Annotated in this window: 19 protein-coding genes; 17 read left to right on the plus strand and 2 right to left on the minus strand. The window is 59.0% G+C overall.

Annotated elements, in window-relative coordinates; translation table 11 throughout:
- Positions 1 to 46: 46 nt before the first annotated feature.
- Positions 47 to 901 carry a symmetrical bis(5'-nucleosyl)-tetraphosphatase gene (locus ABDB81_RS00625; protein ID WP_346809328.1) on the minus strand — a complete coding sequence of 285 codons (855 nt, stop codon included), beginning with the start codon at positions 899 to 901 and terminating at the stop codon, positions 47 to 49.
- Positions 902 to 1,177: 276 nt separating this feature from the next.
- Between ABDB81_RS00625 and rfbB the strand changes: the two genes are divergently transcribed.
- From rfbB to ABDB81_RS00710, 17 genes are all read left to right on the plus strand, one after another.
- Positions 1,178 to 2,242, plus strand: a complete 1,065-nt coding sequence (gene rfbB / locus ABDB81_RS00630; protein ID WP_346809330.1) for a dTDP-glucose 4,6-dehydratase — start codon at positions 1,178 to 1,180, stop codon at positions 2,240 to 2,242.
- Positions 2,232 to 3,164 carry a dTDP-4-dehydrorhamnose reductase gene (gene rfbD / locus ABDB81_RS00635; RefSeq protein WP_346809331.1) on the plus strand — a complete coding sequence of 311 codons (933 nt, stop codon included), beginning with the start codon at positions 2,232 to 2,234 and terminating at the stop codon, positions 3,162 to 3,164. Before rfbB ends, rfbD begins: the two co-directional genes overlap by 11 nt.
- A complete protein-coding gene (gene rfbA / locus ABDB81_RS00640; RefSeq protein WP_346809333.1) occupies positions 3,157 to 4,047 on the plus strand; it encodes a glucose-1-phosphate thymidylyltransferase RfbA in 891 nt (296 codons plus the stop codon). The genes rfbD and rfbA overlap by 8 nt, the downstream gene beginning before the upstream one ends.
- Positions 4,048 to 4,049: 2 nt before the next feature.
- Positions 4,050 to 4,592 carry a dTDP-4-dehydrorhamnose 3,5-epimerase gene (rfbC, locus tag ABDB81_RS00645; protein WP_346809419.1) on the plus strand — a complete coding sequence of 181 codons (543 nt, stop codon included), beginning with the start codon at positions 4,050 to 4,052 and terminating at the stop codon, positions 4,590 to 4,592.
- Between the two features lie 14 nt (positions 4,593 to 4,606).
- Positions 4,607 to 6,286 (plus strand): hypothetical protein, encoded by a 1,680-nt coding sequence (locus ABDB81_RS00650; RefSeq protein WP_346809335.1) that lies wholly within the window; start codon positions 4,607 to 4,609, stop codon positions 6,284 to 6,286.
- A gap of 363 nt (positions 6,287 to 6,649) precedes the next feature.
- Entirely contained in the window at positions 6,650 to 7,900 is a 1,251-nt protein-coding gene (locus ABDB81_RS00655) for an oligosaccharide flippase family protein (RefSeq protein ID WP_346809336.1), read from the plus strand.
- Positions 7,897 to 9,105 (plus strand): glycosyltransferase family 4 protein, encoded by a 1,209-nt coding sequence (locus ABDB81_RS00660; RefSeq protein WP_346809338.1) that lies wholly within the window; start codon positions 7,897 to 7,899, stop codon positions 9,103 to 9,105. Before ABDB81_RS00655 ends, ABDB81_RS00660 begins: the two co-directional genes overlap by 4 nt.
- Entirely contained in the window at positions 9,106 to 10,485 is a 1,380-nt protein-coding gene (locus tag ABDB81_RS00665) for a hypothetical protein (protein ID WP_346809339.1), read from the plus strand.
- Positions 10,433 to 11,476 (plus strand): polysaccharide biosynthesis protein, encoded by a 1,044-nt coding sequence (locus ABDB81_RS00670; RefSeq protein WP_346809341.1) that lies wholly within the window; start codon positions 10,433 to 10,435, stop codon positions 11,474 to 11,476. Before ABDB81_RS00665 ends, ABDB81_RS00670 begins: the two co-directional genes overlap by 53 nt.
- 6 nt (positions 11,477 to 11,482) lie before the next feature.
- Entirely contained in the window at positions 11,483 to 12,610 is a 1,128-nt protein-coding gene (locus ABDB81_RS00675) for a capsular polysaccharide biosynthesis protein CapF (protein ID WP_346809343.1), read from the plus strand.
- A 29-nt stretch (positions 12,611 to 12,639) separates the two neighbouring features.
- On the plus strand, positions 12,640 to 13,770 hold the full coding sequence (gene wecB, locus ABDB81_RS00680) for a UDP-N-acetylglucosamine 2-epimerase (non-hydrolyzing) (RefSeq protein WP_346809344.1): 1,131 nt from the start codon (positions 12,640 to 12,642) through the stop codon (positions 13,768 to 13,770).
- A gap of 3 nt (positions 13,771 to 13,773) precedes the next feature.
- On the plus strand, positions 13,774 to 14,994 hold the full coding sequence (locus ABDB81_RS00685; protein WP_346809345.1) for a glycosyltransferase family 4 protein: 1,221 nt from the start codon (positions 13,774 to 13,776) through the stop codon (positions 14,992 to 14,994).
- 5 nt (positions 14,995 to 14,999) lie between these two features.
- Positions 15,000 to 15,593, plus strand: a complete 594-nt coding sequence (locus tag ABDB81_RS00690) for a sugar transferase (RefSeq protein ID WP_346809347.1) — start codon at positions 15,000 to 15,002, stop codon at positions 15,591 to 15,593.
- Between the two features lie 18 nt (positions 15,594 to 15,611).
- Entirely contained in the window at positions 15,612 to 16,271 is a 660-nt protein-coding gene (locus ABDB81_RS00695) for an acetyltransferase (protein ID WP_346809348.1), read from the plus strand.
- Positions 16,272 to 16,290: 19 nt separating this feature from the next.
- On the plus strand, positions 16,291 to 17,466 hold the full coding sequence (locus tag ABDB81_RS00700) for a DegT/DnrJ/EryC1/StrS aminotransferase family protein (protein ID WP_346809349.1): 1,176 nt from the start codon (positions 16,291 to 16,293) through the stop codon (positions 17,464 to 17,466).
- On the plus strand, positions 17,463 to 19,409 hold the full coding sequence (locus tag ABDB81_RS00705; RefSeq protein ID WP_346809351.1) for a nucleoside-diphosphate sugar epimerase/dehydratase: 1,947 nt from the start codon (positions 17,463 to 17,465) through the stop codon (positions 19,407 to 19,409). Before ABDB81_RS00700 ends, ABDB81_RS00705 begins: the two co-directional genes overlap by 4 nt.
- Before the next feature lie 24 nt (positions 19,410 to 19,433).
- Positions 19,434 to 20,153, plus strand: coding sequence for an aspartyl/asparaginyl beta-hydroxylase domain-containing protein (locus ABDB81_RS00710; protein ID WP_346809353.1), 720 nt, complete (start codon positions 19,434 to 19,436; stop codon positions 20,151 to 20,153).
- A 63-nt stretch (positions 20,154 to 20,216) separates the two neighbouring features.
- Here the strand turns inward: ABDB81_RS00710 and ABDB81_RS00715 are convergent, their stop codons facing one another.
- Entirely contained in the window at positions 20,217 to 21,059 is an 843-nt protein-coding gene (locus ABDB81_RS00715) for a hypothetical protein (RefSeq protein ID WP_346809354.1), read from the minus strand.
- Between the last annotated feature and the right edge of the window lie 63 nt (positions 21,060 to 21,122).

A 21,122-nucleotide genomic window follows, 5' to 3' on the forward strand; every position in this document is an offset into this window, starting at 1 on the left:
GCGGCTGTTTTTGGGTGGGTCCCTGGCGCACCGTGTTATTCAGGCTTCACGCAAGCGGGTCGCGATACTGGGGGCAATCCACCTGTACCAACGAACGCCCGGCGGGGTCGCTGACGAGTCTGGCGGCCGTCAACTGTCCGCCCCACACACAGCCGGTATCAAGCGCCATCAGGTCGGAGCGCATCACCAGCCCAAGTGTCGACCAGTGACCCACGACCATCGTCATGTCGGCGGTGCGCCGTCCCGGAACGTCGAACCATGGCATGAACCCGGCCGGAGCCGTCCCGGGGCCCTCCTTGGTCTTGAGATCCATCACGCCGTCCGCGTTGCAATAGCGCAAGCGTGTGAGAGCGTTGACGATCACGCGATGACGTTCGATGCCCCGCAATCCGTCATGCCAGCGGTCGGCGGCATTGCCAAACACATCGGCAAGAAAGCCCTGCCAGTTGGCGCCTTGCAGTTGGTCTTCCACTTCGGCGGCCAGGTCCATGACCTGGGAGGCGCTCCATTGCGGCAGTACGCCGGCATGGACGACGAGAAAATCATCGATGCGCTGGGCGAGCGGGCAAGAGCGCAGCCAGTTCAGCAGGGCTTCGCGATCCGGTGCGGCGAGCACGGTATGGAGCGTGTCCGATTTTCCAGGCTTGCGAACCCCCGCCGCGACCGCCAGCAGATGAATGTCATGGTTGCCCAGCACCGTGCGTGCGCGAGGCCCCATGGTACGGATGGTACGTAGGGTTTCCAGCGAATCCGGTCCGCGGTTGACGAGATCCCCGACAAAGCACAGCCTGGCATCCGTTGGGAGCCTGGAGAGCACTTTCTGCAGGGATGCATTGCAACCCTGCAGGTCTCCGATGGCGTAGATGTCTGTGTCGGCTTGGGAGGTCGAGGAAATTGGCATGGCGTGAACCGGTCTGGGCCGAGAAGAGGCTGCGGTGAAAAAGGGGCGAGGTGGCGCGCTTCCCGTGGCGTGTTCTGAGCGGTTCTGACTTCGGATAGAATACGCGTCACCTCAAAGCGGACGCTCCCAATTTTGCCATTCATCCGGTGCATGCCGGAAGCCATATCTAGGTAGCGCCGCCTCTACCGTCCCTTTCCAGTCGGAAGACTGCACAACTGGGCGGCGCTCGCGTGCCGGATCGGTGGAATTTCGTGATCACGTACGGAGCCACAGCAATTGCCTAACATTCTTGTCACCGGTGGGGCCGGTTTCATCGGAGCCAACTTCGTGCTCGACTGGCTGGCGGACCCGCAGGCCGACGGCGTGGTGAATGTTGACAAGCTGACCTATGCAGCCAATCTGCGGACGCTGGCACCGCTCGATGGTGATCCGCGTCATGTCTTTTCCCGCACGGATATCTGCGATCGCCAGGCACTCGACGTCCTGCTGGCTACGCATCGGCCCCGGGCTGTGGTGCACTTTGCGGCGGAAAGCCACGTCGACAGGTCGATCCACGGTCCCGCGGCTTTCATCGAGACCAATATTGTCGGAACGTTCACGCTGCTTGAGGCAGTCCGGGCGTACTGGATAACGCTCGACGCGGAGGCGCAGCAGGCATTTCGACTGCTCCACGTGTCGACCGACGAAGTCTTCGGCTCGCTCGGACCCGACGACTCACAATTTTCGGAAACCACCGCGTACGCGCCAAACAGTCCGTATTCCGCGTCGAAAGCAGCATCCGATCACCTCGTGCGGGCTTATTTCCACACCTACGGACTTCCGGTCCTGACGACCAATTGTTCGAACAACTACGGTCCCTATCAGTTTCCGGAAAAGCTGATACCGCTCGTTATCGCCAATGCGCTGGCGAGCAAGCCGCTTCCTGTCTACGGCGATGGCCTTAATATCCGTGACTGGCTCCATGTCATGGATCACTGCCGAGCAATCAGGGAAGTGCTGTCGCGTGGCGTGCCTGGCGAGACCTACAACGTTGGCGGTATCAATGAGCGGACCAATCTCGATGTGGTGCACGCGATATGCGACCTGCTCGACGAGATGCGACCGGACGGGCAAGGCTCGCGACGACGCCTGATCAAATTCGTCCCGGACAGGCCTGGACATGACCGCCGCTATGCCATTGACGCTGGCAAGCTTGCGCGCGAGCTTGGATGGGCGCCTCTGGAAACTTTCGAAAGCGGATTGCGCAAGACGGTCCAGTGGTACCTCGACAACCAGGCCTGGGTCGAATCGGTGACCTCGGGCGAGTATCGGCAATGGATGGCGCAGCACTATGCGACCTAGTGCTAGACCTGCCCTCCTGGTCCTTGGCAGCAATGGCCAGCTGGGCTTCGAACTACGGCGAAGCCTGGCATGCCTGGGCGAGGTCGTTGCGCTCGATCGCGCGGCATGCGACATCACGAAGCACGAGGAATGCCTCGCGGTGCTGGCCCGTTACCGGCCGGATGTCGTCGTCAATGCGGCTGCCTACACCGGTGTCGGTCAGGCGGAGCAGGACCCGGATGCGGCGTTGCTCGCCAACGGTACCGCGCCGGGCTGGCTGGCCGCGGCGACACGCGATCTTGGGGGCCTGTTCGTACATTTCTCGACGGATTTCGTCTTCGACGGGCGGCACACGCAACCCTATACCGAAGAGGATGTCCCGATGCCACTGTCGGTCTATGGCAAGACAAAGCTAGAGGGCGAAAGGGCGGTACTGGCTGCCGGAGGGTCTGCCATCGTGCTCCGAACAGCATGGCTGGCAGGGGTGCACGGGTCCAACTTTCTCAAGACGATACTGGCACGTGCGAAAGCCGGGGAGCGGTTGCAGGTGGTGGCAGACCAGGTTGGTACGCCAACCTCTGCGGCGCTCGTTGCCGACGTGACGGCACACATTGTCGCCCGGTACTGGCTGGCTGCCGGGGTACGTCCTGGGTTTCCGACCGGTGTGTACCATCTCACCGCGGGTGGAGAGGCATCCTGGCATGCTTACGCGTGCGAGATTTGCCGATTTGCCCAGGCGCGCGGCATGGCCCTTCGGTTGGGGCCGGGCGACGTCGGCGCGTGTGCTGCGCGGGACTTCGACGGCGGCGTAGAACGACCGGCCTATTCGGTGCTGGATACCACGCGTCTGCGCGAAACATTTGGCGTGCATTTGCCGCAGTGGGAGCAAGGTGTCCACTGGCTGCTGGAACAACTCATCTCTCGGGAACAGACCCATGCGTAAGGGCATTATTCTTGCCGGTGGATCCGGTACGCGCCTATATCCGGTTACGCGAAGCGTTTCCAAGCAACTGCTGCCGGTATACGACAAGCCGATGATCTACTATCCGCTTGCCACGCTCATGTTGGCTGGCATCCGCGATATTCTCATCATCACGACACCGGAAGAATCATCGCGTTTCGTTGAACTGCTGGGTGACGGTTCGCGCTGGGGGCTCAATCTTTCCTATGCGGTACAGCCTTCTCCGGACGGACTCGCGCAGGCATTCCTGATTGGCCGTGATTTCATCGGCAATCGACCGAGCGCCCTGGTGCTGGGCGACAACATCTTCTATGGGCATGATCTGGCCCGCCAGCTCCGGTCCATTTCGGCAGGGGATGCGGGTGCGACGGTATTCGCCTATCACGTCCAGGATCCTCATCGCTATGGCGTGGTCGAGTTCGACGACAACTATCGCGCTATCTCGCTGGAAGAAAAGCCCGAGAATCCACGTTCGCACTATGCCGTGACGGGCTTGTATTTCTACGATAGCCAGGTGTGCGACTTCGCGGCGGACGTCAAGCCGTCGGCACGGGGCGAGTTGGAAATTACCGATGTCAACAAGCGCTATCTGGAAGCGGGACAACTCGATGTCACCATATTTGGACGGGGACACGCGTGGCTGGATACCGGCACGCATGAGTCGCTGCTAACGGCAGCCAGTTTCATTGCCACGTTGCAGAATCGGCAAGGGCTCATGGTGTCCTGCCCTGAGGAAATCGCCTATCGCAATGGCTGGATCAGTGCCGAGCAGGTTGTCGAGTTGGCGGAACCTCTGCGCAAGGTGGCTTATGGCCAATACCTGCTGCGCGTCATCAATGAGCTTTCCGGGGATCTGCGGCCTTGAAAATCACTGCGACGCGGCTGGCGCTACCAGAGGTCATGGTTATCGAGCCGAAGGTTTTCCACGACTCGCGTGGCTTTCTTTACGAAGCGTTTAACGCGGCCGACTTCGCCATGGCGACTGGTATCGTGCGTGAGTTCGTGCAGGACAATCATTCGCGTTCCAGACGGGGTGTTCTGCGTGGCTTGCACTATCAAATGCCCAATCCGCAGGGAAAGCTGGTGAGCGTGGTATCGGGTGAGATCTTCGATGTGGCAGTGGATATCCGCCGGAATTCGCCGAATTTCGGCCAATGGGTCGGCGCGACGCTTTCGGGCGAAAATCATCGGCAAATGTGGGTGCCTGAGGGATTTGCCCATGGTTTCGTTGTCATGTCCGAAACCGCCGATGTCCTTTACAAGACCACTGATTACTACCATCCGGAATCGGAACATTGCATACGCTGGGATGACGCGGATCTCGCCGTGGCATGGCCCGATCCTGGCGTGCCGCTGATCATGGCTTCGTCCCGGCTGGGCGTGCCCCTCTCGCAAGCGCAACTATTCTGAATGGTCTGGACACTGTGAATACAGGCAAGCGACGGGCATGGCTCGCATGGACGTTTGTCGCCATCTTCTGCGCTGTTCTCGCTGCCGGGGTTGTCGTGCCCGTGTATGCGGACGAGGCTGCCGGGGTGCTCATGCGTGGGATGTTCCTGACGAATGGGTGGCGGCTTAACACGCTGATGCCGCAATGCGGCCCAGGATTCCTGCAACCCGTGCCATGGCTGCATCTGCCCGGCGCGCTGGCGTCCGATCTGATCATGCATGCGGCGGCTCCTCTGGGGGTTCGGGGGCGGGGGATGCTCATTGGCCTTGCGTGGCTTGGCATGACGGTCGTTGTGTTCCGGGCACTGATCCGGTCCAACGTCTTGCGGACGTGGATCCTCGCAGGATTTGTCGCGGTACTCGGCCTTGGCGTGCTGCCGCTGACGCTGGTGATGATGCGTGGGGAACAGATGATGCTGTTCCTGTTGTCGGTCCTGCTGGTCTTTCCGCTTGTCCTGCGGCGCGATGGGGCGACCCATCGACATGGCGAAACAGCATTGCTTGCCGCAGTGTTCTGTCTGGTTGTCAGCCTTTTCTTCTACACCCATCCCAAGACCCTTTTCTTCATCCCGCTGGTCGTCCTGTCGGCGGTGGCAACTTTCGGCTCACGTGGTCGCTTGTGGATCGTTGTCGTTACCGCGTTTGCGCTTGGTGCCGCCTGGCAGACTCTGCGGTTCGCTGCGGAGGTAGCCTCGTGCCCGGGTGCGCCCCAGATGTCGGCGATCCTCGCGGGCAATACGCTGTCGCTAGCCGGGATGTGGACTGCGCCGGGGGCTTTCGTGCTGAAGCTGCTCGTGAATGTCCAACAGGTGCCGGACGCCATCCTCAAGCACATCGTGTTTGCAGATGGCTATCAGTCGGCGTGGCTGGCCCCGGTGCCCGGGTTGGTCGCAGGGTGGCCAGTCGGCGACGTCAATACCTATATCCGGTATGCCATCTGGGGAACATACTGGGCGGCGCTCGTTGTTCCGCCTCTGCTCGTCATTGCATGCTGTGTGCGTCTTGTCGCGGCGGGTCCGCTATGGTGGGCGGGGGCATTCTGGATCGCGTTGGCAGGGCACGCATCCCTGTTCGCCACGTGGAATTTCTACGCCGCGACACTGTTGCTGCCACTTGCGCTGTGGTGCCTCGTTTTTTCGATTGCGGCTATTCTCGAGCGCTGGCGTTCGGCTGACTCGACGCGAAGTGGCTACATCGCGGCCGTTGTTCTGTCACCGCTGCTGGCACTGTTTCTTGCCAGTGCGGCTCTGCTGGTGATGCGCGTCTTGCCGCCGACGATAGAGTCCGGCCGATCTGCAGAGTTCGGGTTGCCAAAGCAAGGTTTGTCGGTACCCACGCTCGGCTTCGAAAAGCAGCGCGACGGGATTCGCCGTTTTGCCAGCCAATGCGGCATTCAAGGCGACGGCGCGCGGCACCTTGTCGTGGATAACCTCACGTTTTTTGCTTTTGACAACCTGCGCGAGCCGCTGCAATCAGACTACCTGTACGAACACGGCTTTGGTGTCGATCTCAGGGGCGATGCTTTGCCGGCCCTGCTCAAGGGCCTGGGAGCCCCCGGCATCATCGCCCAATGCACCATGTTCCCAACAGTCTTCGGAGACCGGGTGCGCCGTGACGGAAATCTCTGCTGCGTGGACTTGACGCAAGAACGTTGATCGGGCTCAGCGGTCGGCCGGATCAAGGAATATGTTGCTGAATGTGGCTTTGTGACGGATTGAGGTCAAACTGGTAACAGCCGGGTACAAATGTGGCATTTTGCTGGCGGAAGACCGGCCTACCTCAGCTAGAATGTCGCCCGACATGACAGAGGCATGACGCGCCGCGGCATCGCACTTTGCATCACATAAAAGTGACTAATAATATATTTTTTTGTCGGTAAACAGGTCAAATCTCCGCGAAAGTGACGTCGCCCGGACGATGCCGGAGCCTGCACCAACTGACGCTTCCGGTCATGGTTGGCTTGCGCAAGTCGTTTTCGAGGAAATGTATAACGATGAATAAGTTCCCCCTGAAGGCTCATGCGTGACTTGAGAGCAATCGGCATACTGGCCGGTGCTACGCTGGTCAAGGCGTTGGCCGGGCTTGCGACTGCGAAGATCATCGCTACTTCGGTGAACCTGGGGCAGTTTGGCCAGCTTTCTCAGTTCATGGCACTTACGGCATTTGCTGGAATGCTCGCAGCAGGAGGAATCGCGCCCGGCGTGACGAGGGCCATCGCGGCGCACAAGGGAAGTGAGCGCGAACAAGATTGGCTCGGCGTCATTTCACAGATTTACATGGCCACGACCGTCGTCCTGGCGCTGGTCATCCTGCTGTTCTCGTCGTCCCTGTCCTCGCTGGTTTTTGGCGCGGATGACTATCGCTGGGCGGTGGCATTGCTGGCGATTACTCAGGCGCTGGTCGGTTTTTGTGCGCTCTATCAGGCATTTGCTTCGGCGTACGGAAGGTATGAGGTCATTCTGGCTTCCAACGCAGTGGGTGCGGTAATCGGCATAGCGTTGCTGGCGGTGTTGACGCATTATTGTGGTTACAGCGGCGCTGCGCTCGGTGTGGTGCTGCTGCCGGCCATGCCGGGTGCCACCTTGCTGATCCTCAAGTTCCGGAGCGTCCGGAGCAAGCTGACGGTGGGCTACAGGCGTGTCGATCTGGTGAAGGTCGGGCATATGTTTTCGTTTTCGGCGATCACCCTTGCAGGGGCGGCGAGCATTACGCTGGGACAGATGGCCGTGCGAGATCTGCTGGGTTCGGTGTCTGGCTGGGAGCAGGTCGGGTATTGGCAGTCGACGATCCGGATCTCGGACGTCTACATGCAGTTCATCAGCGTATTTCTGTTGAGCTATGCCATGCCAAAGCTCGCCGGCATTGGCGATCGGGACATCGGCCGGGCCTTTATGGGCATACAGGGAAAGGCGCTTGTCCTGTTTTGCCTGGGTGGCGTTTTCCTTTGGGGAATCCGACATGAGTTGTATCGGCTGCTGTACTCGGCAGAGTTTGTCGGTGCAAGCAATTTGCTGGCACCGCAATTGATCGGGGACGCATTCCGGGTGGTTGCTGTCAGCATTTCTACGCTGTTCATGGCCCGTGGCACTGTGAGGGTGTCGCTGGTCTACGAAATTCTGCAGGGAATACTGCTATTTGCTGGTACGTTCCTGATGGTTAATCACTTTGGTGGAAGCGCCCCGGTCTATGCCTATGGCGCAACTTATTTTGGGCTGATGGTGGGCATGATGCTGATGTACCGATCGCGGTTCAGGTTGGCGGCGAAATGAAGATCGTATTGCTATGCACCGGCTACTCGCTGGATGCGGATACTCCTTCGCTATCGGACGAAATGGCCGAGGCCCTCGTGCGCAAGGGGCATGATGTCAGCGTCTTCGTCGTGAACTGGTCGAAGCGGCCCTACGGCAAGCCTGTTTCCGTCCGAAACGGGCGCCTGAGTGTGTACATCGCCGATCCGTTCCAGCTGCCCTTCGGGCCGCCGCTGCTCAAGAAGGTTGCCAAGTGGACACTGTCGTCCATGAGCGTGGTGGCACAGCTCCTGAAATTCCGCCGCGAGAACAAGGCCGATGTGGTCGTGGGATTTTCGCCGGCCACGGCGATGCTAGTGCCCATCGTCATCATGACGGCCTTGACGCGCGCACGGACTTTTCTCGTTCAATGGGATTTTTTCCCGAACCATCACGCGCAAATCGGTTTGCTCCAGGGCGAAGTATTGGTTAAAGGCCTGAAAAAGCTTGAGACGTGGCTGATGCGACGGTTCGAGGTGATCGGCTGCATGTCGCCGAGGAATATCGCTTATCTGCAGCACCACTATGATCTGTCGCCCGCACAGAAAATTGTAGAATTGCCGATCTGGTCTTCGTTTCCGGAATCTTCTTCCGAAGCGAGGGACGCGGCGCGCGCGTCTTTCGGACTGCCACCGGACACCACCATCCTGGTTTTCGGCGGGCAACTGTCCAAGGGCCGCGGTATCGAGGATATTCTCAGCGCGGCCAAAGAGGCGGCCCAACGGGCCATACCGTGTGTGTTCCTGATTGTCGGCAACGGTGAGCAAGAGGGGATGATCAAGGATGCCATTGGCTCGGGTGCGCATAACCTCATGCACATGGCCGGCCTGACTCGCCAGAAGTATCTCTCTTTGTTGTCGGCCTGTGACATCGGCATCGTCAGTACTGTCCGGGGAGTTGACGTGCCAACGTTCCCTTCCAAAACCTTGGACTACATCAATATCGGGCTGCCGGTGCTGGCATCTGTCGAGGAAGCTACTGATTTCGGTGAATTTGTTGAACATAGCGGCATTGGCCTGGCAATTCCGGCGGGGAATGCCATCGCTTTCGTACAAGCTATCGAGCGGATGATTGCGGCTGGACCTACTGCAACGTGGAACAATGAAAAAGCATTTGCCGAGACAAGGCAGCGCTTCCAGGTTGATCGGGTTTCCGACCATCTTCTTGAGTCGATCGGGCGGCATTGAATGCAGACCGATGTCACAAGGTATTCGGCTTCCGAGTTGCAAATGACGCGCGCGGCATCGCTTGGCGTGCGTTTCGCGCCGCTTGCATTCTTCTGCGTCTGGACCCTGCTGCCCTTGTTCCTGATCTTCTGGGGGCCATTCGATTTTCAACTCGACCAGCCGGATGCGCTCGTCGGGTTTATCTTTGCGTGCGTATTGGCATTTGCGCTTGGATACTCGCTGTTTGCCGTCACGGCAACGGTGCGGATCAAGCGGGCACCCGCTCCGCATCCACGTATCAATGGTCTCTTCCTTGCTGCGTGTCTTCTATCGTTGCTGTTAATCGAGCCATCTATTTACGCCTATACGGGCAAGCACGTTTGGCAGTTGGCTTCTGTTCTCAATCAGCGTGAGGTTTACCAGCAGTTGCTGACGGGCCTCGAGGCGGCATCGCCGCTGCGTAAAACGATGTCGGCGCTGCGTGGCCTTGCCGCCCCTGTCGTGTTGCTGGTGTTGCCGACTGCAGCTGTGTATTGGGCCGATCTAGACCGTTGGGCACGCCGCTCAGTCGTGGGTGTCGTAGGGTGCTTTCTGTTGTTCTCCCTTTTTCGTGGAACCGACAAGGAGATGGGAGACCTGCTGGTTTTCTTCTTTGTCGGCCTCAGCATTGCCGCCGGCTTCAGGGCTGTCCGCGGTATTGGCCTGAATGGAAAAGCGATGCGGCGCAGGTTTCTTGTCGGCGTCTGTGTTGTGCTGATTTTTGTCATCATGTTCACAGTGCGCAAGGCCGCACGCATGCAGGGAGTGCTGTCCTTCTGCCTGTACAACGAAGTCGCCTGCTTCACGGTGGATGGCAGTTCGGAGATTATCAATCTCATCAGATTTTCATTCGGCATGCTGACTGCATATCTCAGTCAGGGCTACTATGGCCTCAGTCTGGCACTGAATGTTGATTACAATTGGACCTTTGGCATAGGTCACTCATCGTTTCTGGTGTCTTTCCTGAGTTCTTTTTTCGACACCGAAAGTATTTATCAGGACGGTTTGATGTATGCCTTGCGGGTGTCTGGCTGGGATGATCGTTATGTCTGGTCTTCGGCGTTCCCCTGGCTGGCCTCGGATCTTACGTTCTGGGGGGTACCGCCACTGATGTTCCTGATCGGTGCCATGTATTCTCGCGCATGGATTGCTGCCATTGCGCGGCGGAGCCTGTCCGGGATCATGGTGTTTGCATTGTTGTCCGTATTTATCGTCTATTTGCCCGCGAATAATCAATTGGCCCAGAGCCCTGATTATTACGTCGCGACAGTGGTTTGGTTGGCTATCTTTGTACTTGAGGGTGTGCGAAATGTTTCTCGGAAAGACTTTGTTGATTACGGGCGGGACCGGCTCGTTCGGTAACGCAGTACTGCGGCGATTCCTGAATTCGGACATTGGCGAAATCCGCATCTTCAGCCGCGATGAAAAAAAACAGGATGACATGCGCAAGCGTTATGCCGATCCGAAGCTGAAGTTCTATATTGGCGATGTGCGTGACATGAGCAGCGTTGCCGCTGCCATGCGCGGCGTCGACTATGTTTTCCATGCTGCCGCGTTGAAGCAGGTGCCCTCTTGCGAGTTTCACCCGATGCAGGCTGTGCGGACCAATGTCCTCGGTACGGAAAACGTGCTCGAGGCGGCTGTCAATGCCGGCGTCGAACGTGTGGTCTGCCTGAGTACCGACAAGGCTGTGTATCCCATCAACGCCATGGGCATCAGCAAGGCGATGATGGAGAAAGTGATGGTGGCTGCCAGCCGCAATCTCGAAGGCACGGGCACTGTTATCTGCGGGACACGATATGGCAACGTGATGGCCTCGCGTGGCTCGGTCATTCCTCTATTCGTGGATCAGGTCTTGTCGGGACGACCGATCACTATCACCGATCCGACGATGACACGCTTCATGATGACGCTGGCCGATGCGGTGGATCTTGTGCTGTATGCATTCGAGCATGGAAACAACGGGGATATCTTCGTCCAGAAAGCGCCTGCCGCAACCGTGGAGGTCCTTGCCAAAGCCATCCTGGATCTGATGGCAAAACCCGAGCACGGCGTCAATGTCATTGGCACCCGTCACGGGGAGAAGCTGTATGAAGCGTTGCTGAGCCGCGAGGAAATGGCTTGTGCGGAAGACATGGGCGATTACTTCCGAGTACCGCCGGATGGCCGTGATCTGAACTATGAAAAGTTTGTCGAAAAGGGCGAGCAACGCATCACGCAAAGCCACCATGGCGAGGACTACAACTCCCACAATACGACGCGACTCGACGTGGAGGGCATGAAGGCACTGCTGCTCAAGCTCGATTTCATGCAGCGCATCGCCCGTGGCGAGCATGCCGTTGCGGAGGAGTGAGCGGGAATGAAAGTCCTGATAACCGGCGCTGACGGTTTTGTCGGCAAGAACCTTCGCTTGACGCTGTCCGAGCGCAAAGACGTGCAAGTCAGCACGTTTACGCGCGAAGACGACCCGGCGTCGCTGCCTGCCCTGGTGCACGAGGCAGATTTTATCTTTCATCTGGCAGGCGTGAATCGCCCCAAGGATCCGGCCGAATTTGCATCGGGCAATGCCGGCCTGACCCAGGTGCTTGGCGACGCGCTCTGTGATGAAGCTGTGAATCATCATCGTCGCGTGCCAGTCATCTACACGTCGTCCACGCAAGCTGAGCTTGGCAATGCCTACGGTGCGAGCAAGCGCGATGCCGAGCAGGTCCTGTTCGACCTCCAGGCCGCTCACGGTATTCCCGTTCACGTTTTCCGCTTGCCTAACGTGTTCGGCAAATGGTGCCGGCCGAACTACAACTCGGCCGTGGCGACGTTCTGCCATAACATCGCCCGCGATTTGCCAATCCAGGTCAATGATCCCGCGGCGCCGGTGACGCTCGTGTACGTGGACGACGTTGTACAGCGTTTCGTGCAACTGATGGATGGGGCGGATGCGGAAGCGGACGAACGCGGGTTTGCCTCGGTGACCCCCCGGTATAGCACTACCGTTGGTGAGCTTGCCGACAGTATCCGGGGCTTCCGTGAAAGTCGGAGCACGCTGATGACGGATCGCGTCGGAACCGGCTTGATGCGCGCGCTCTACGCAACGTATGTGAGCTACCTGCCGGTGGAGACGTTTGCCTACGAGGTGCCGCAGTATGGCGATGCACGGGGTGTCTTCGTGGAAATGCTCAAGACACCTGATTGTGGCCAGTTCTCGTTTTTCACGGCTCATGCCGGTATTACTCGCGGCGGCCACTATCACCATACCAAGACCGAAAAATTTCTTGTTATCAAGGGGCAGGCGCGTTTCAAGTTCCGCCATATGCAGACTGGCGAAACCCATGAGCTCGTAACCAGCGGCGACAAGGCGGAGATCGTCGAGACGGTGCCGGGGTGGACGCACGACATCACGAACATCGGGCAGGACGAGATGGTGGTGATGCTGTGGGCCAATGAGGTGTTCGATCGCGCGCGCCCGGATACATTCGCTTGCCCGCTGTGATTGGCAAAATCGGACAGATAGAAACTACGATGAAGAAACTCAAAGTCATGACCGTGGTCGGAACCCGACCCGAGATCATCCGCCTGTCCCGCGTGCTGGCCCGCCTTGACGAGTACTGCGAGCATGTCCTGGTACATACGGGCCAGAACTACGACTATGAACTGAATCAGATTTTTTTCGATGATCTCAGCATTCGCAAGCCGGACCACTTCCTGAATGCGGCAGGCGGCAGTGCGGCCGAAACCATCGGCAAGATCATTATCGCCATGGATGAGGTGCTGGGTCGGGAGAAGCCTGAAGCCCTCCTCGTTCTGGGCGATACGAATAGCTGCCTGTCGGTGATTCCCGCCAAACGTCGCAAGATTCCCATCTTCCACATGGAAGCGGGGAACCGTTGTTTCGATCTCCGGGTTCCGGAAGAGACCAACCGACGGATTGTCGACCATACGGCCGATATCAACCTGACTTACAGTTCGATTGCCCGTGAGTATCTGTTGCGCGAAGGATTGCCGCCCGACATGGTCATCAAGACCGGCAGCCCGATGGCTGAAGTGCTCGCACATTACCGTCCGGGTATCGACGCTTCGGATGTGCTGACCCGGCTCGGCCTTCAGGAGCATCAGTACTTCGTCGTGAGTGCGCATCGCGAGGAAAACATCGACTCGGATGCGAATTTCGGCAAGCTGGTACAGGTATTGAATTCAGTCGCCGAGCAATATGGTTTCCCGGTTATTGTTTCCACCCATCCGCGCACGCAGAAGCGGGTGGATGCAATGGGCACACGTTTTCATGAGAATGTGAAACTGCTGAAGCCGCTTGGCTTCACGGACTACAACAAGCTTCAGGTTTCCGCCCGTGCGGTACTGTCGGACAGTGGCACGATCAACGAAGAATCGTCGATCATGAATTTCCCGGCGCTGAACCTGCGCGAGGCGCACGAGCGTCCCGAAGGCATGGAAGAGGCTGCCGTGATGATGGTTGGGCTGGAAGCCGCTCGCGTCATGCAGGGTCTTGCGATTCTCGAGGACCAGCCGCGCGGCGAACAGCGCCTGTTGCGGCAGGTTGCGGACTACAGCATGCCGAACGTGTCGGACAAGGTGCTGCGGATCATTCAGAGCTATACCGACTACGTCAATCGTGTGGTCTGGAAGAAGTATTGATTCATGGCTCCCCGCGTTCTCCTACTGACCCAGTGGTTTGACCCCGAACCCACCTTCAAGGGATTGGTGTTCGCGCGCGAACTGGTGCGGCAGGGCTTTGAAGTCGACGTGTTGACGGGCTTCCCGAATTACCCGGGAGGCCAGATCTATCCTGGCTACCGCATGCGGTGGCGTCAGCGTGAACTGATCGATGGTGTGCATGTGACCCGGGTACCCCTGTACCCCAGTCACGACAATTCCGCGATACAGCGTGTGCTGAACTACGTCAGCTTCGCGGCGGCTGCGCTGTTGCACGGCATGTTCGCCCGGCGTTGCGACGTGGTCTATGCGTATCATCCGCCGCTGACTGTGGGAATCGCCGCATCGATCCTGCGGCTACTGCGCCGAACACCGGTGGTCTATGACATCCAGGACATGTGGCCGGATACGCTTCGGGCTACCGGCATGATAGGCAACCCGCGGGTGCTGGATGTCGTCGGGAAGGTCTGTGCATGGGTTTACAGGCGCATCGATCATATCGTCGTGCTGTCGCCGGGGTTCAAGCGGCTGCTGATCGAACGGGGCGTGCCCGAGAACAAGATCGACGTCATCTGCAATTGGGCTGACGAAGCTGCATTAGGCACGCCCTCGGGGGCCTTGCCGCCGAATTTTCCAGGCCCCGAGCGCTTTCGCATCGTTTACGCCGGGAACATGGGTCGGGCGCAGGCGCTGGATGTGGTGCTGGAGGCTGCAGCTTTGCTGAAGGCGCGCGGGGTGGCAGTCAGCTTCGTCCTGGTCGGGGGCGGAATCGACGTCAAGCGGTTGTCGACCCTGGCGACGGAGAGGGGGTTGGACAACGTCGTATTCGTGCCTGCCGTGCCCATGAGCGAGGTCGGAACGTTACTGAATGCGGCCGATGCGCTGTTGGTGCATCTGCGCCGCGATCCGTTGTTCCAAATCACGATCCCGTCGAAGACGCAGGCATACATGACGAAAGGAAAGCCTTTGCTGATGGCGGTGGACGGCGACGCGGCCGATCTGGTGCGGGCTGCAGGTGGCGGTATCGTTGCGGAATCGGAGGACGCGGAATCCGTCGCCAGGGCCGCGCAGCGACTTGCGGAAATGCCCGTGGCGGAACGGGACGCCATGGGCGCTCGTGCCCAGGCGTACTATCGCGAGCATCTGGCACTGGAAGTCGGTGCCTCCAGGTTTGGTGACATTTTCAGGAAGCTGGCTCGGGGCTGATCCGTATGAAGCGCTTTTTCGATTTCTTTGTTGCCCTGTTTGCGCTGGTGTTGCTGGCAATCCCTTTGTGCTGCCTGGCAGTCCTGGTCCGGATCAAGCTCGGCAGCCCCGTTCTGTTCGCACAGACGCGTCCCGGCAAGGACGGCAAGCCGTTCAGGATGGTGAAGTTCCGCACCATGACCGACGAGCGGGGGGCGGATGGTAAATTGCTGCCCGACGCCGAGCGGCTGACACGTTTTGGCCGGTTGTTGCGCGCGACGAGTCTGGATGAGTTGCCGGAGCTGTGGAATGTGCTGAAGGGCGACATGAGTCTGGTGGGCCCGCGTCCGCTTCTGATGGAATACCTGCCGCTTTATTCGCCCGAGCAGGCGCGTCGGCACGAGTTGCGGCCCGGCGTGACGGGATGGGCGCAGATCAACGGGCGCAACGCACTAAGCTGGGAAGACAAATTCGCGTTGGACGTCTGGTACGTCGACCATCGGTCGTTCTGGATGGACATCAGGATCCTGTGGCTGACGGTACGCAAGGTGTTGGTGCGTGAAGGTGTCAGCGCTGCGGGGGAAGCCACGATGTCTCGTTTTACCGGTTCGAAACACTAAATTGCGACCACGATAACTATGAAGAGATTTGCGATCTTTGGAGCAAGCGGGTTTGGCCGAGAGGTCATGCCGGTTCTTCGTGAGCAGCTCGAGCGTACGGAGTCGACCCCGTGGGATCTCGTCTTCGTCGACGACAACCCCGGCGCGGCGATGCTGAATGGACATCGGGTATTGACCTATGCGCAGTGGCTCGCCGAGCCGGCTAGCTACCGCGGGATCAGCCTGGCCATCGCGAACAGCGACGTGCGGGAGAAGCTTGCGGCGCGATGCGTGCAGGATGGCGTGTCGTTCGTGGAACCGCGAGCCGCGAATGTGGTGGCGATGGACGATGTGATCGTCGGTGAAGGCGCCATCCTGTGTGCATTTGTGATGCTGACGAGCAACGTTCGCATCGGTCGGCAGTTCCACGCAAATATCTACAGCTATGTGGCCCATGACTGCGTGGTGGGCGACTATGTCACATTGGCACCCGGCGTGAAATGCAATGGAAATGTCGTGATCGAGGATCATGCGTACATTGGCACGGGCGCCATCCTGAAGCAAGGCAAGCCAGGGGAACCTCTCGTTATCGGCCGCGGCGCAGTGGTTGGGATGGGAGCGGTAGTCACCAAGAATGTTCCTCCTGGTGCGACGGTGGTGGGTAACCCTGCCAAGCCGCTCGAACGCCGCACGAATTGAATTGACGGTCGGAGACGCCATGCTAAATACACCGTTTTCCCAGTGGCCAAGCTTCACTGCAGAAGAAGCCGACGCCGTCCAGCGTGTACTGCTGTCGAACAAGGTCAACTACTGGACCGGAACAGAGTGCCGTGAGTTCGAGAAGGAATTTGCCGAGTGGACGGGGACACGCCATGCGCTGTCGCTGGCGAATGGGACGCTCGCTCTGGATATTGCGCTCAAGGCGCTGAACATCGGTCCTGGCGACGAGGTGGTTGTGACGCCGCGCACGTTCATCGCGAGCATTTCCTGCGTGGTGAACGCCGGTGCCACGCCCGTATTCGCCGATGTCGAGCCGGACAGCGGCAACCTGTCGGCACAAACGATTGCGAAGGTACTTTCGCCGCGCACGCGCGCAGTGATCTGTGTGCATCTAGGCGGCTGGCCTTGCGATATGGACCCCATCATGGCGCTTGCAGCCGCGCATGACTTCAAGGTGATCGAGGACTGCGCGCAGGCACACGGTGCGCGGTACCGTGGCCGTGCCGTGGGTTCGATCGGACATATCGGGGCATGGAGCTTCTGCCAGGACAAGATCATGACCACCGGCGGCGAGGGTGGCATGGTGACGACCGATGACGAGGCCCTGTGGCGCACCATGTGGTCCTTCAAGGACCATGGCAAGAGCTATGAAGCGGTGTACGAGCGGCAGCATCCGCCCGGATTCCGGTGGCTGCACGAAAGTTTTGGAACGAACTGGCGCATGCTGGAAATGCAGGCCGTCATCGGACGCATCCAGTTGCGCCGCATGGCAGAGTGGACCGCGCTGCGCACCCGGAATGCCGAGGCCATCTGGAGTGCCTGCCGCCCGTATGCTGCCGTCCGTGTTCCCCAGGTACCGAAGGATTCGGTGCATGCGCATTACAAGTGCTACGTATATGTGAACCCTGCGGAATTGGCACCGGGCTGGACGCGTGACCGCATTGCGGAAGCCATCAACGAAGCCGGCGTTCCCTGTTATCAGGGTTCCTGCTCCGAGGTTTATCTGGAGAAGGCTTTCGATGATACGGGCTGGCGCCCGGCGGAGCGCCTGCCGGTGGCGCGCGAACTGGGCGAGATCAGCTTGATGTTCCTTGTTCATCCGACATTGACCGAAGCCGAGATCCAGAAGAGTTGCGCAGTCATTGCCGACGTATTTGGACGGGCTAGCCGGTGAACAAATTTATCGCCCTTTTGTTGGGCCTGCCGCGTCCTGCAAAGCGATGCGTGGTGGTAGCCCTGGACGTGGCGCTCTCGATTGCGTCGGTCTGGCTGGCGTTCTACCTTCGGATCGACCAGACCGGTCTCCCCGTGCTCCAGCAGAAGTACGTCTATTTTCTTGCACCGATCCTGGCGTTCCCGCTCTTTGTCCGCCTTGGCCTCTACCGGGCGATTTTTCGCTATACCGGCATGGCTGCCTTGGCCACGACCGCGAAGGCCGTGGGCATATATGGGGCATTGTTTTTCGCCGCATTGCTGCTCTTCAAATGGGATGGGGTTCCCAGAAGCGTCGGCCTGATCCAGCCGATCCTGTTCCTGCTGTTGGTGGGCGCCAGCCGCGCGCTGGCGCGAATCTGGCTGGCGGGCAGTGTTTCGCGCGGACGTCAATGGGAGGGCAGGCTGCTGATTTATGGCGCAGGGGATGCCGGTGTGCAGACGGCGTCGGCTCTTGCGCTGGGATGCCAATTCGCGTTGCTCGGCTTCATTGACGACGACCCCGCGAAGATTGGCCGTACGATTAACGGGCTCGATATCATCGACCCCGCCGACGTGGGCGATGCTGTAGAGAGCATGGGCGTAACAGATATCCTGCTCGCTGTTCCGTCGCTCGGTCGTACGCGCCGCAACGAGATCATTGCCAGGTTGCGCGAGCTGCCGGTGCACGTACGCACCTTGCCAGGCATGTCGGATCTTGCCGCTGGCAGGGTTACGATCCGCGATTTCCAGGAATTGGATGTCGAGGATTTGCTGGGCCGTGCTCCGGTGCCTCCGGATCAAGCGTTGCTCGCGCGTAATCTGGCAGACAAGTGCGTACTGGTCACCGGTGCAGGCGGCAGTATCGGCAGTGAACTGTGCCGGCAGATCGTGTTCGAGAAGCCGCGTCGCATCCTGCTTGTCGAGCATAGCGAGTTCGGTCTCTACACGATTCATAGCGAACTTGAAGCACTGTGTCGTGAAAACAAGCTCGCCGTCGAGATCATCCCGCTGCTTGCAAGCGTATCCAAGCTTGGCCGTTTGCGCGAGATTTGCCAGAAGTACCGGCCTGCCACGGTGTATCACGCCGCTGCCTACAAGCACGTGCCGCTAGTGGAATGCAACCCGTCGGAAGGCGTGCTGAACAATATCTTCGGTACGCTCAATATGGCGCGTGTCGCGATGGAATGCGAGGTCGAGTACTTTGTCCTGATTTCGACCGATAAGGCCGTGCGGCCCACCAACGTCATGGGAGCAACCAAACGCATGGCGGAGTTGGTGCTGCAGGCCATGGCGGGTGCGAAAACGCTTGATTTCGAACCCCTGGACAGCCGTCCGTGCACAGTAACACGCACCCGTACGGTGTTCGCCATGGTTCGCTTTGGCAACGTGCTGGGCAGTAGCGGGAGTGTGGTCCCGCTGTTCCGTCGCCAATTGCAGGAAGGGGGGCCGTTGACGGTCACGCATGAGGAAGTGACGCGCTACTTCATGACGATTCCCGAGGCTGCCCAACTCGTGTTGCAGGCAGGCGCAATGGCCCACGGCGGGGAAGTTTTCGTGCTGGACATGGGGCAGCCGGTGCGGATCATGGATCTGGCGAGACGAATCGTGCAGCTCTCGGGCCTGACGGTGCGCGACGAATCGAACCCGTCCGGAGACATAGAGATCGAGGTGAGGGGCTTGCGCCCGGGTGAAAAGCTATATGAAGAGTTGTTGATCGGAGACAATCCGGAGGCAACCGCGCACGAACGGATCATGAAGGCTCGCGAAGAGTACGTCGAGTGGGAGAGGTTCGTCGGCGTGCTTGCCTCAATGCGCCATGCGGCCGAACAGAATGACGTCGAAACGCTCAGCCGTATTTTTGGCGAGCACGTTCACGGGTATGGGCAGCGCGAATTGGCGGACGGCGACGTCACGCTGGTGTAAATCGGGTCGAATGCAGAGCAGTTGATGCCTCGGAAGCTCTTCCGGGGCTTGAGGGGAGTGCTAACAACAATGAATCACGGATCGTTTCTTATCAAGGACAATTTCTTCTCGCCGGAAGAAATGGAGCCGATCAGGCAACTCTGCTTGCAGCTCGACAAGCAGAAAAGCAATGTCCATGAGGCAGGCCGCTACAAGGATCTGCAATGGCACAAGGTGGATCTCGTGGCCGAGGAACATCCCTTTCTCGGCAAGATCTATGATTTTCTTGGGGCCAAGCGTGATGGGCTATGTGTGTTCTACTACCTGTCGCCGGGGGCCATGCTGCATCCCCACCGCGACCTGACAGGCGCGTCGTCCAACGCAAGAATTCGCTTTCACGTTCCCGTTATTACCAACGACAACGTGTTCTTCGAAGTGTCCCGGAAGCGGGTCAGGATGCTGCCCGGCCAGCTGTGGTCACTGGATACGTCGTATCTCCATAGCGTGGAGAACCGCAGCGACCAGACGCGCGTACATATCGTGATCGAGTGCGATATCGATGAGAAAGTGGTTCGGCACCTTCCCCCGAAGACGCTTGCATCGAGAGTCCACGATGCGCATTTCTTCTTGATTCTCGGGACGGCTTTTGCCAAGGCCATGGCGATTAATTCGTGGAAGAATCCACGATATTTCGTAAATCAGTTGCGCATGATCGCCAAGTTCGTGGGCTGGCGATTCCTGGGGCAAAGTCGCAAGGACATCTGAAAAAAAATGCCGCAGCACTGGGAAACCAGGGCTGCGGCATTTTTTTATGGGTCGCCAGACGTGCTACGGTCTCCTGCGTACGAGAACCGACAGGGCGATGCCGAAGATGAGTCCAGCAAGCGCACCGAGCCCAATGTACACGGTTCGGCCGGGCGAACTGGGCGCGACCGGCACATACGGCGTATCCACCACGCGCGTCGGGTACGTGCGAACAGATTCCAAGCTGTACTCGAGTTGCGTCTTGCGGCGTTGCAGATCGAGGATCTGACGTGAAACGGTGGCGACAAGGTTTGTCGCAAACAGGTCGCGGGCTGCAGTACCTTCGTTGGACTTGGTAGCCTTCAGTGACTGAAACGCCTTGGAATATTCGTCTTCGGCTGTAGCCAACCGTGTGCCGGTGTCAGCCAGATCCTTCTTCATGCGGTCAACAACATCGTTGAACATCTTCGTATGCTCATTCCCGAGCAAGTTGTACGATGCGTTGAGGGTCTTTTGGGCCAGATCTCGTGATTCAGCATTGACTTGGACAGTCACCAGATCCTGGCCACGGCCCGGCGTGGCGCGTAGCGTCTCGAAGATGAGCGTGGACTGTGCATTATCTTCATACGGCTTCGGCAACCCCAAGGCGCTGAGCACGTTGAAGCGATAGGTCGGCTGGTTCAACAGTTCCACTGCGGTCAACTGCGTTTCCAGCGGCCTGACGGTGACACCTGAATCCACGAAAGTAGTCACTTGGCCAAGCTTGACGACCATCTTGGCCGTCCAGCGCGGCGTATGGAACTGAAACAGGGCAAGGCCCAGTACTGCACCCAGAAGAGCGGTGGTCAATACGATTTTGATCGAACGCGCAGCAGCGATGCGCAATTCTTCCAACAAACCAGTCTGTGTGGGGGGGCGATCTTGCATTTCGGGGGATGCTTGTTCCGTAAGCCGCTATTGTAGCTCTTTTGTTTCATTGCCCCGCGTGAA

This window comes from Cupriavidus sp. DL-D2 (genome assembly GCF_039710735.1).
In the GTDB taxonomy this organism is placed as follows: Bacteria; Pseudomonadota; Gammaproteobacteria; order Burkholderiales; family Burkholderiaceae; genus Cupriavidus.

Excerpts from the sequence above, each read along its gene's own strand:
- ABDB81_RS00625 (WP_346809328.1), bottom strand. The coding sequence starts at position 901 with ATGCCAATTTCCTCGACCTCCCAAGCCGACACAGACATCTACGCCATC.
- rfbD (WP_346809331.1), top strand. The coding sequence starts at position 2,232 with ATGCGACCTAGTGCTAGACCTGCCCTCCTGGTCCTTGGCAGCAATGGC.
- rfbA (WP_346809333.1), top strand. The coding sequence starts at position 3,157 with ATGCGTAAGGGCATTATTCTTGCCGGTGGATCCGGTACGCGCCTATAT.
- ABDB81_RS00655 (WP_346809336.1), top strand. The coding sequence starts at position 6,650 with ATGCGTGACTTGAGAGCAATCGGCATACTGGCCGGTGCTACGCTGGTC.
- ABDB81_RS00660 (WP_346809338.1), top strand. The coding sequence starts at position 7,897 with ATGAAGATCGTATTGCTATGCACCGGCTACTCGCTGGATGCGGATACT.
- ABDB81_RS00665 (WP_346809339.1), top strand. The coding sequence starts at position 9,106 with ATGCAGACCGATGTCACAAGGTATTCGGCTTCCGAGTTGCAAATGACG.
- ABDB81_RS00670 (WP_346809341.1), top strand. The coding sequence starts at position 10,433 with ATGTTTCTCGGAAAGACTTTGTTGATTACGGGCGGGACCGGCTCGTTC.
- ABDB81_RS00675 (WP_346809343.1), top strand. The coding sequence starts at position 11,483 with ATGAAAGTCCTGATAACCGGCGCTGACGGTTTTGTCGGCAAGAACCTT.
- wecB (WP_346809344.1), top strand. The coding sequence starts at position 12,640 with ATGAAGAAACTCAAAGTCATGACCGTGGTCGGAACCCGACCCGAGATC.
- ABDB81_RS00685 (WP_346809345.1), top strand. The coding sequence starts at position 13,774 with ATGGCTCCCCGCGTTCTCCTACTGACCCAGTGGTTTGACCCCGAACCC.
- ABDB81_RS00690 (WP_346809347.1), top strand. The coding sequence starts at position 15,000 with ATGAAGCGCTTTTTCGATTTCTTTGTTGCCCTGTTTGCGCTGGTGTTG.
- ABDB81_RS00695 (WP_346809348.1), top strand. The coding sequence starts at position 15,612 with ATGAAGAGATTTGCGATCTTTGGAGCAAGCGGGTTTGGCCGAGAGGTC.
- ABDB81_RS00700 (WP_346809349.1), top strand. The coding sequence starts at position 16,291 with ATGCTAAATACACCGTTTTCCCAGTGGCCAAGCTTCACTGCAGAAGAA.
- ABDB81_RS00710 (WP_346809353.1), top strand. The coding sequence starts at position 19,434 with ATGCCTCGGAAGCTCTTCCGGGGCTTGAGGGGAGTGCTAACAACAATG.
- ABDB81_RS00715 (WP_346809354.1), bottom strand. The coding sequence starts at position 21,059 with ATGCAAGATCGCCCCCCCACACAGACTGGTTTGTTGGAAGAATTGCGC.